This window comes from Kitasatospora sp. NPDC088351 (assembly GCF_040685575.1).
In the GTDB taxonomy this organism is placed as follows: Bacteria; Actinomycetota; Actinomycetes; order Streptomycetales; family Streptomycetaceae; genus Kitasatospora.
Genome location: NZ_JBFBIL010000086.1, coordinates 19,082 through 28,725 on the forward strand (window position 1 = coordinate 19,082; position 9,644 = coordinate 28,725).

At 71.0% G+C, this 9,644-nt stretch carries 8 protein-coding genes; 3 read left to right on the forward strand and 5 right to left on the reverse strand.

Features of this window, described 5'->3' with window-relative positions; all coding sequences use genetic code 11:
• Nucleotides 1-352: 352 nt before the first annotated feature.
• Nucleotides 353-2,683, forward strand: a complete 2,331-nt coding sequence (locus AB0P06_RS34570; RefSeq protein WP_363614552.1) for an ATP-binding domain-containing protein — start codon at nt 353-355, stop codon at nt 2,681-2,683.
• Nucleotides 2,684-2,813: 130 nt separating this feature from the next.
• Here AB0P06_RS34570 and AB0P06_RS34575 read toward each other — a convergent pair whose 3' ends face one another.
• Nucleotides 2,814-3,662, reverse strand: coding sequence for an SAM-dependent methyltransferase (locus tag AB0P06_RS34575; RefSeq protein WP_363614554.1), 849 nt, complete (start codon nt 3,660-3,662; stop codon nt 2,814-2,816).
• A gap of 423 nt (nt 3,663-4,085) precedes the next feature.
• On the opposite strand from AB0P06_RS34575, the gene AB0P06_RS34580 reads away from it, so the two are divergent.
• Both AB0P06_RS34580 and AB0P06_RS34585 read left to right on the forward strand, forming a co-directional pair.
• Nucleotides 4,086-4,649: a sigma factor-like helix-turn-helix DNA-binding protein gene (locus AB0P06_RS34580; protein WP_363614556.1), complete on the forward strand. Its 564-nt coding sequence runs from the start codon at nt 4,086-4,088 to the stop codon at nt 4,647-4,649.
• Nucleotides 4,646-5,308 (forward strand): hypothetical protein, encoded by a 663-nt coding sequence (locus tag AB0P06_RS34585; RefSeq protein ID WP_363614558.1) that lies wholly within the window; start codon nt 4,646-4,648, stop codon nt 5,306-5,308. The genes AB0P06_RS34580 and AB0P06_RS34585 overlap by 4 nt, the downstream gene beginning before the upstream one ends.
• A 185-nt stretch (nt 5,309-5,493) precedes the next feature.
• Here the strand turns inward: AB0P06_RS34585 and AB0P06_RS34590 are convergent, their stop codons facing one another.
• The 4 genes from AB0P06_RS34590 to AB0P06_RS34605 form a co-directional block, all read right to left on the reverse strand.
• Nucleotides 5,494-5,706, reverse strand: a complete 213-nt coding sequence (locus tag AB0P06_RS34590) for a hypothetical protein (RefSeq protein WP_363614560.1) — start codon at nt 5,704-5,706, stop codon at nt 5,494-5,496.
• A gap of 600 nt (nt 5,707-6,306) precedes the next feature.
• Nucleotides 6,307-7,326 carry an ankyrin repeat domain-containing protein gene (locus AB0P06_RS34595; protein WP_363614562.1) on the reverse strand — a complete coding sequence of 340 codons (1,020 nt, stop codon included), beginning with the start codon at nt 7,324-7,326 and terminating at the stop codon, nt 6,307-6,309.
• A complete protein-coding gene (locus AB0P06_RS34600; protein WP_363614564.1) occupies nt 7,280-7,780 on the reverse strand; it encodes a ribosomal protein L7/L12 in 501 nt (166 codons plus the stop codon). The genes AB0P06_RS34595 and AB0P06_RS34600 overlap by 47 nt, the downstream gene beginning before the upstream one ends.
• A 193-nt stretch (nt 7,781-7,973) precedes the next feature.
• Nucleotides 7,974-9,398 (reverse strand): cellulose binding domain-containing protein, encoded by a 1,425-nt coding sequence (locus AB0P06_RS34605; protein ID WP_363614566.1) that lies wholly within the window; start codon nt 9,396-9,398, stop codon nt 7,974-7,976.
• Nucleotides 9,399-9,644: the final 246 nt, after the last annotated feature.

Genomic DNA, 9,644 nt, shown 5'->3' on the forward strand with positions numbered 1-9,644 from the left:
GGGAAAGGGGAGTGCCCACTCCTTTCCACTCCCAACTTATAGCGCACCGGGGGGCTTGCGGCAAGGCCCGGGTCGTGCTGCAGAATCGTCGAGCTACGGAAGGTTTCCGGCGCCGTACTCACCGGCGAGCAACGGCCCTGGCTTCCAGGGCCATTCTGTGAGGAGTTCTGAGCGGGCCCGGTCCGGTCTGTCGCGTGCGCGCAGGTCCTGGACCCAGTTTTTTGTGCTGTGAATAGCGGAGATTCCGCCGCCACTCTCAATTGCTCGATCAATTGAGGGTCCTGAGTCAATGGAGCAAGCCTTGGTCCCCGCGTCATCGGCATCGTCCTCGTCCTCGTCCGAACTCAATTCAGTGGTCAGCGCCGGAGCCGGAAACGGGACGAATCCGGGCGGTGACGGCGCTCAGCCCTCCGACGACCGGCGGACCGGAGAGCTGCGAGCGGAGAACGAATACGTCGGTGAGCTGTACGACCGCCTCGAAGCCCAGCGCGAACTCGCGACGGCTCGGCTGCGCGAGATCCATCTCCAGGACAAGGGCGGAACCTTCCAGTCCCGGATGGAGCGGGACACGCTGGAGATCCACCACACCCGCCGGCTGTCGGAACTGTACGCCGCCGAGTACGGGCTCTGCTTCGGCCGGATCGAAAGCGCCGACGGCGAGCGGCGGTACATCGGCCGGATCGCCCTGGCGGACGACGACCACGAGCCGCTCCTGACCGACTGGCGGGCGTCGGCCGCGGAGCCGTTCTACCGGGCGACGCCAGCCGTGCCCGGCGGTGTGGTGGGGCGACGGCACCTGCGGAGCAAGGGCCGGACGGTCGTCGGCTTCGACGACGACGCCTTCGGCGTGAGTGCCCTGGAGGACCGGGACAGCGCCGAGCTCAGTGGGGAGACCGCCCTGCTCGCCTCACTGACGGCGGCCAGGACCGGGCGGATGGGCGACATCGTCTCCACCATCCAGGCCGAACAGGACCGGGTCATCCGCTCCGAGCTCGGCGGCGTCCTGGTGGTGCAGGGCGGTCCGGGGACCGGCAAGACCGTGGTCGCCCTGCACCGCGCCGCGTACCTGCTCTACACCCACCGCGACCGGCTGGCCAGGCGCGGTGTGCTGGTCATCGGGCCGAACACGACGTTCCTGCGCTACATCGACCAGGTACTCCCCGCGCTCGGCGAGAGCGAGGTCGTACTGAGCAGCATCGGCGCGCTCTACCCGGGCGTGACCGGGACCGACACGGAGACGCCCGAGGCGGCCGCCGTCAAGGGCGACGCACGGATGGCCGGGGTACTCGCCGCCGCGCTGGACGGCCTCCGGCAGCTGCCGGAGGAGTCATGGACCATCACCGTGGGCCGAAGCTCGCCCCACCAGGAGGAGCTCGTGATCGGTCGGGCCCTCTGCGAGCGGGCCCACGCCGCCGCGCACAGGACCGGCGAACCCCACAACGCGGCCCGAGCGGCCCTGGTCGAGCGGCTCTCCTCGGAGCTGGCCCTGCGGATCGCCAGGGACCGGGGCGGGTCCATGGACCTGGACGACGTGGTGGACCTCGCCGACGCGCTCGTCGTCGAGCGTGACTTCCAGGACCTGGCCGAGAAGCTGTGGCCGCTGCTCTCCCCGGAGCGGTTGCTCACCGCGCTGTTCGGCTCCCCGGAGCTGCTGGCGAGGGCCATGCCGGACTTCTCCGAGGCCGAACGCGCCGCACTGCTGCGTGAACACCCGGGCCCGGACCAGGAGGCCGCCCCCTGGACCACCGACGACGTGCCGCTGCTCGACGAGGCCGCCGAACTGCTCGGCCCGCTGCCCGGCAGCGCCGTCTCCCGCCGGGCCGATGCCGCCGCCGGGGCCGAGGAGCTGGAATTCGCCAAGGTCGTCCTCGAGGACTTCGGCGCCGGGCTGGCCGAGATCGACGCGGAGATGCTGACGCGCCAGTACCGCGGCGAGGGGGAGTTCCGTCCCCTGGCCGAGCGCGCGGCCGAGGACCGGACCTGGGGCTTCGGGCACGTGATCGTGGACGAGGCGCAGGAACTCTCCCCGATGGCCTGGCGGCTGCTGACCCGCCGCTGCCCCGGCCGCTCCATGACGATTGTGGGCGACCTGGCGCAGACCGGCGCGCCGGCCGGGCTGAGCTCCTGGAGTGAGGCGCTCGACGAGTACACGGCGGGACGCTGGCGCACGGTGGAGCTCACCATCAACTACCGGACCCCGGCCGAGATCATGCGGGTCACCGAGGGCGTCCTGCGGGCGGCCGACCCGGCACGCACCGCCCCCAGCGCGGTGCGCAGCGGCGGGACCCGTCCGTGGAGCCTCCGGATCCCCGAAGCCGACCGGGGACGGGCGCTGCGCACCGCCGTCGAGAAGGAGATCGCGGCGCTGGACGGCGGCCGGATGGCGATCATCCACGCCCCGGCATGGCCGGCCGAACTGAGCAACGGGCTGGCCGGGTTGGACGGCGTCACCGTCATCGACGGTCCTTCGGCGCTGGACTCGCCCGTCGTGCTGATGACGGCGGCCCAGGCCAAGGGGCTCGAGTTCGACGCGGTCCTCGTGGTGGAGCCCGCGGAGATACTCGCGGCGCACGCCCGCGGCGTGAACGACCTCTATGTCGCACTCACGCGCGCGACGAAGAGCCTCGGGGTCATCCACAGCCGGGAGCTGCCGGAGATGCTGGAGGGCCTGGACCCCCGCTGACCGGAGGGGGCGGGTGCCGCTGGTCGAGGCTTCAGGGCTCTGGTCTGAAGCCTCGATCGGCATCGGCGTCGTCGGACGCGCCTTCAACGCAGGGGGCGTCGGGCTGTCAGAGCGGCGGTGAGGGTCCGGTTCACGGCCGGATGGCGACGGCACCGTAGCAGGACGCCTCGGCGTCGGTGACGGGGGCGGAGTTGTGGGCGGTGGCGGAGTCGTGGGTGTGGTCGGGGCGCCAGCGGGGTGTGGAGACGATGCCGGGGTCGAGCACGGTCCAGCCGGTGAACAACTCCCCGAACTCCTCGCGGCGCAGCGCCGCTACCGGGGTGCCGGCGGTTCGGTAGACCTGAATGAGGCGCGCGGTCTCCTGCGGCGCGAAGTCGGCCGTGAGGTGGCTGATCACCAGGGCGCTGCCGGAGGGAAGTTGGGATTTGAGCTGTTCGGTGATCCGGTGTGCTTCGTCCGGGACGAAGTGCAGCAGGGCGTTCATGCTCAGCGCGATCGGCTGGGTGAAGTCGAGGACCTTCCGGGCGGCGCTGATCACGGTGTCGGGCTCGTGCACGTCGGCCTGGACGTAGGTCGTCAGTCCCTGGGAGGTGCCGCGCAGCAGTGCGACGGCGTGGATGAGGACGATGGGATCGTTGTCGGCGAAGACGACCCGTGCCTCGGGGGTGATCTGCTGGGCGACCTCGTGCAGGTTCGGCGAGGTGGGGATGCCGGTGCCGATGTCGAGGAACTGGCGGATGCCGGCCCGGGCGAGGTGGCGGGTGGTGCGGTGCATGAAGCCGCGGTTGGCGCGTGCGGCGGCCGGTGCCTGTGGGAAGACGGCCAGGGCCCGGCCCGCGGCCTCCCGGTCGGCGGGGAAGTTGGTGGTGCCGCCCAGGTAGTAGTCGTACATCCGGGCGGAGTGCGCCACGTGGATGTCGAGTTCGACCGCCACGTCGGGTTCGGTGCCGGATCGGGCGTCTGTGCTTTCGTCGGCCATCTGTTCCCCCTGGTTCATAGGCGTCCAGCTCCTACGACAGGGCGGAGCGACGACCCGCACCACCCACGGCGCGGGGCCCTGGCGCGGCCCCTCCCACTATGCCCGGGCCCGCGTCCCGGCAATCGCGGGTCGGAACGGTGGGTGAATCGAGCGCATCGGGGAGTGACCGCAAAGGATCATATTCCGACTGGCCGTGTTTCTCTATGGGACAGGTCATTTGATTGTTCATCACTTCTTATGTCTGATAGTGAATTCTCTCGCCCCGCTGAACATGGGGGCGCGCCGTGCGCTCCAATGTTCCTGTCGGGGGCGGAAGTTCTCGACGTGAGCAGGCGCGCCAGACGCCCGGGCCGGCCGGTCGGTCGAGGGTGGCCTACAGTCGGTCGGGTACCCAACGGGGTGGCCGTCAGGGAGGAATGGAACGTGAACGAGAGCGACTGGGCGGTGCGGCGGAGCAGCCGCCTCCTGACGTTCGACGCGTTCTGCGACACGCACGAGCGGGCCTGGAGCGGGATCGCCCGGGCCCGCCTGGGTGACGAAGACGAGGCCCGGCGCGTTGTCGAGCGCGCCAAGGACCGGATGTGGCAGCGGTGGGCCTGGATCCTGCGCCAGCAGGTACCGGCTTTCCACGCCTGGACGCTGCTGAAGGAGGAGATCGGCGCGGCCCTGGCGGAGGCGATGATCAGAGCCGAGTACCGGCCCCGACCCGCCACCGTCCCAGGGTGGGTGGTGGCGGTGCGGCGCTCGGCGGCGCGCACCCTGGACCTCGTGGAGGCCCAGGGGAGTCACGAGGAGCTGTACGCGGCGATCCGGCGACTGTCCGAGCGCCGGCACGACGTGGTGGTGCTGCGGTACCTGGTCGACCTGCCGGACAGCGTGATCGCGGACTACCTCGGGATGACGGAGGCGAACGTCCGCTCCACCGCCACACAGGCCCTGGACCGGCTCGCCGTCGCACTCGGTGGCCGGCGGGGAGGGCAGCGGTGACCACCGGACAGGACCGCCTGCTGCGGGGCGACCCCGCGCAGCCCGCGGCGGCCGGCCCGCCGTACGGCGAGTACGCGGCGAATGCGGGCTCGGCCTGGGAGCGGCTGGCGGCCGCCCCCGCGCCGATGTCCGCCGACCACGAGCAGGCCGGCCACGAACTCGACCTGGTCACCGCCATGATCCTCGCCGTGCCGACGGCGGCGCCCTCGCTGGACCTGCTCATCAACGACCGGCGTATCCACCCCGAAGGCGCGCTGGTCCTCGGCGCGCTCCTCTACACCGTCGGACACCGCGACGGCGCCGAGTTCTGGTGGAAGTTCGCGGCCGGCGGCGGCAACTACACCTCCGCCTCCTGCCTCAGCATGCTGCACCGCAGCCTCGGGGAGGTCCTGGACGCGGAGGTCTGGCGCCGCGAGGCCGAATCGCTGGGCGCCGCGCCCCGCCCTTCCCAGCGGATCCTGGACTCACCGTACGAACTGCTGCCCGCCCAGGTGCGCGACGAGATCATCAGCCGCTGCCGGTTCGGCCTCGACGTACGGCTTCCCCCGCGCCTGGCCGCCGTGATCCACCAGCTCCCGGCCGACGACGGCGACCACGAGTACGGCGAGATCCCGCAGGTATCGGCCCACCTCGTCCGCCACCTGGCCGCAGCCGGCTGAACGCGGCGGCTCCGGCGCTCTCTGCGGTCGCCGGGGCCGCCGCGACAGCCGGCCACGAGCTGACGCCCGGGCAGTAGCCGGTCGACTGGTTGCTGACCTCATCGACCGCCCACCGCCCGGACTCCACGCGGAAGCCGATCTCACCGGCGCCCAGTACTTTCCCCCCTCCGGCACACACCACGTGCTCACCGCGGCGCGAGCCGGAGGACCCCGGCAGCGACGAGGCTGCGTGCCCAGAAGGCGCGCAGGAACTCCCGCACCGCTGCGGCCTGTTCCCGGGGCCATTCCTGCCAGCGGCCGCGGGCGAGCGAGAGACCGATCTCGTCCTGGTAGCGGAAGGACTCCGATGAGCTGTCGGCTACGGCGGCCGCGAGCTGGGGGAGGACGCGGCGCAGCACCGAGGCGTGGTCGTTCCAGTCGGGGGCCTGCCAGGTCCGCCGTAGGAGGCCGGGGTTCGGCTTGCCGTAGGTTTCGGGGCAAGGGTGAGGGCGGCAGTCGGCGAGGACGCTCGGTGATTGTGCAGATCGCGGGAGCGGCCGCAGGGGCGGCCCTGGCGGTGCTCGGGCTCCGGACGCTTGTGGATGCGGTCCTCCCGTAGCGGCAGCCGCGCGAGAGGCCGGCGCTCGTACGGCTTCACGAGGTTCCGGCGAGCCCGGCGCCCTCCGTGGAGCCGGCCCCGCCCACGACGCCGAAGCCCTGGGAGATCCCGCCGCAGCCCTGTACCGACTGCCAGAGCAAGCCCCATCCCGGCCCGGACGGCACCTGTGCGCGAAACGAGGCCGGTCAGATCATGACCTGCGACCCGTCAGGACCGGCACGCCGATCCCGCGTCCGGACGCCCTCGTTCCCACCTGCACGCCGCACTGGGTTCCGTCTCTTCGACCAACTGCGGGCCCGGCCGAGGATGGCCGCGAGGTGGAGTGCGGACTGGTAGGCAATGGCGAGTTGATCGGTTCGCACGGCGAGGCCACTCCACTGGTCGTGGCAGCCTCCTCGTGTCAGCGCTCCCAATAGTCGCGCTGCGGCAGTTCGACCCACATGTCGGGTGGCCCGACGATGGCGCGCGCGTCGGCCAGGCGCAGTCCTGCGAAGGCGCACGAGTAGGCCACCGCGCTGGATTGGTAGAGGTAGGAGGCCAGAACTTCCTGGGACCCGGCCTGTGGGCGCGGTGGGCCGCCCGGGTGGAGGTCCCAGGCTTCGATGGTCCCGTTGCGGGCGATGCTGCCCTGATTGCCGCTCTTGGGGTTGGCGTACATGCCGTAGCAGACGGTGTCGACGGACAGCCGGGCCAGCACGCCTGGCACCTTCGGTGCGTACCCCCACGGCTGGGTGACGACGCAGCCGCCCGGGACAGTCGTCACGCCGATAATTCTCAAGCTGTCGTCCATGTCGTACGCGTAGGGATCGTCCAGTAGTTCGTCCAGGCCGTCGCCTTCGGCCGGCGTCGCCTCCAAGCGACGTATCGCGTCCCCCGCGTCGATCCCGGCTACGCACGCCAGTCCCGTGCCGTCGTAGTACAGCTTTCCCAGCGCCGAGACGAGCCGCCTGCCCTCCCGCGCCGCCGTGCGTTCCGCCTCGGTCAGCCCGCGTTCTTCCTCAGGCATGACGAACAGGTCCGGCGTCGGTCCGGCCAGGCTGAGCCGCCCCGGCGACCAGCCACCGACCAAGGGCCGCCAGGGATCGGCCCCCGCAGCGGCGAGGGCTCGCGCATTGTCCGGCCTGCGGCACAGGACGGCCTCCCACAACGCGGTCGTCCCGCCCGCCAACGCGTCCACATCCGTCACGCGCCGAGCCAGTTCCGCGACGACCTCCGGCGAGCCGAACACCGAGGCCCGGTGCAGAGGCCGTCCCCCGCCCCACACCTCCGGATCGGCACCCCGATCGAGACGCCGCCGGATGCCCTCGTAGTCCTGCCAGCCCTCCCAGCCCACGCCCGCCCAGCCGTCATCCTGATCTGCCACCATGCCCCCTTCAGCGCCGGTGCGGGCGACCCCTCGAACCACCTGCACGCCCAGCATCGCGCAACGGTCTGACAACGCTCCGCTCCCTTGTCGCTTCGGCTGCCGGCTTCGACGTTCGGTCACGTCCCGACGGGGCCGCCGGCCGGGCAGCCGGTGTGAAGAAGAAGAGTGGCTGTCGAACGAGATGTTCGTCCCGGGCTACCACGACGGTTTCGCGCCGTACGGCAAGTTCGTCGCACGCGTCGGGGTCGCCGACGCCACCTGGCTCCTCAACGACCAGCAGGACGCCCTGAAGGAGGAGTTCGCGCACCGTGGCTTCAGCCACCTCTTGCGGTACGTCTTCGAGGCCGGTGGCCGGCAGGCGGCTGATGAGGGACTTGCTGTGCCACAGGCTCAGCCCGGTCCTCCGGCGAAGCAGCTTCACGACCTCGACGGGATGGGGTCCGGGGTCGGTCAGAACCACTGCATTGGGCACGTCGCCGCAGATCAGCAAGAAGTACTTGCCCGTCATCGTGACTCCTCGGGCTCCAGGTTGGGCAGCAGCATAGAACGCATATCCGATGACCTGGCCCTCGGCGACGTCGGAGCTCCACTTGGGAGTCGGGCCGGCGACCTCACCGAGGGCACCGGCGGCCGGGGCGGAGGGCGGGGCACCCGGCGGTGCCCCGCCTCCAGTCGGCGGCCGGATCAGCAGTGAGCCGCGGTCACGGGGTGGCGGGGACCGAGTCGGTGAAGGTGGTCCCCGCCGAGCGGTAGGCAGCCACGGCGCTGTTGACCTGGGCGGGGGTCAGGACCTGGTCCTTGACGTGGAGGACGTAGTCGACCTTCTCCTCGTACGTACGCGGCGCCGTGGAGGCCTGGCCGGTGAAGTCGATCAGCCACTGGTTGAAGTGGATCTCCATGGGCCGCTCCGGCAGGAAGCGCGCGTCGTGGCGGGCGAACTCGACCCCGTCGACGTAGTAGACGATGGCGGTGTCGTCAATGGTCATGACGAGGTCGTGCCAGCCCTCGTACCCGGCCCGGGCCTCGGTGTGCTGGTTGACGGAGCCGTCGGGGCCGTAGGTCTCCCAGGAGGTGCTGTAGAGGATGTTGGCGGGCTCGCCCCAGCCTCCGTTGGGAAGGTACTCGAAGTCGTACTCGGAGTAGTCGTCGGCCATCGGGGCCTTGAGATCGTTGATCGCGAAGAAGCTCTGCACGAGGTGGTCGCCGTCCGGGCCGCTCACCGGGGCGTCGGAGAACCGGACCCGGGCGGCGTAGGTCCCGTTCTTGAACTTCATGGCCCGGGTGTTGAGTTCGGCCTGCCGAGTGGAGTCGCCCGTTCCGGCGGTGGTGCTCCGCAGGGTCATCACCGAGTTCGCGCCCTCCTTGGTGAAGGAGACGTTCTCGGGCGCCCAGGTGGCACCGGACACGCCCGGGCCGCCGCCGCCGGAGCGAACGTTCCAGCCGTGCGCGCCGATTGCCGGGTCGGTGTGGTCGGTGTAGTCGAAGTCGTCGAACAGTACGGCGCCCGGAGGCGGCGTGGTCGGGCCGGAGGGCGTGGGAGTCGGGTTCGGGGTGTTGCCGCTGGGTGCCGTGCCCCAGACCGGGACCCCGCCGACACTCGCCGTGACCTTGGACCAGGCCGTGTACGTGTTCTGGGCCGGCCCGAAGGAGTAGTCGTCGCCCTGGTCGAGGGGGAGCCAGCCGGTGCGGTTGAAGCGCAGCTGGAGGTCTCCCGTGTCGGTGCCGGGGGCCAGCGAGCCGGCGGCCGCGGTGAAGCCGATCTCCAGGTAGCGGTCGGCGGCCGCGCCCGGTTCGACGATGCTGCCGAACGTACCGGTGACGTTGGCACAGCCCTTCACGGCCCAGTCGCAGGAGTAGCTGTAGGTGGCCGAGGCGCTGTCGGCCTTGAAGTAGTAGCGCACCTTCACCTGGCTCAACGCCACGTTCGTGGCACCGGTGTTGACGACCTTCAGCCAGGGCGAGGCCTGTGAGCTGCCGCTGCCGCCGTTGCGGTACTGCACCGAGACCGCTTCGCCCGCCGCGGCGGCCGGCAGGGCGGTCAGCGCGCCGATGCCGAGCCCGGTCGTGACGGCGGCGGCGAGCGCCGCCCGGATCCGGGGGCGCCGGACGGTCGTTCTGATGCTCATGGGGGTTCCTCTCCTGTGGTGGGGGACGGTGCGCGGCACCGACGGAGGGGAGCCCGGTCGACCTCAGGCGGAGCAGTGGGGGTGAGGCGGCGGGCCGCGCGATCAGAAAGTGGCATAGACCAATTTGGCCGTCAACCCCGGTCGGACCCATTAGGGCGCGTATTCGGTCGTGATCAATCTGTGTGATTCACCTTCGCGGCGGGTCCTGATCCGGTAGACCGTGGTGTGTGACGCGAGCGCAACTGA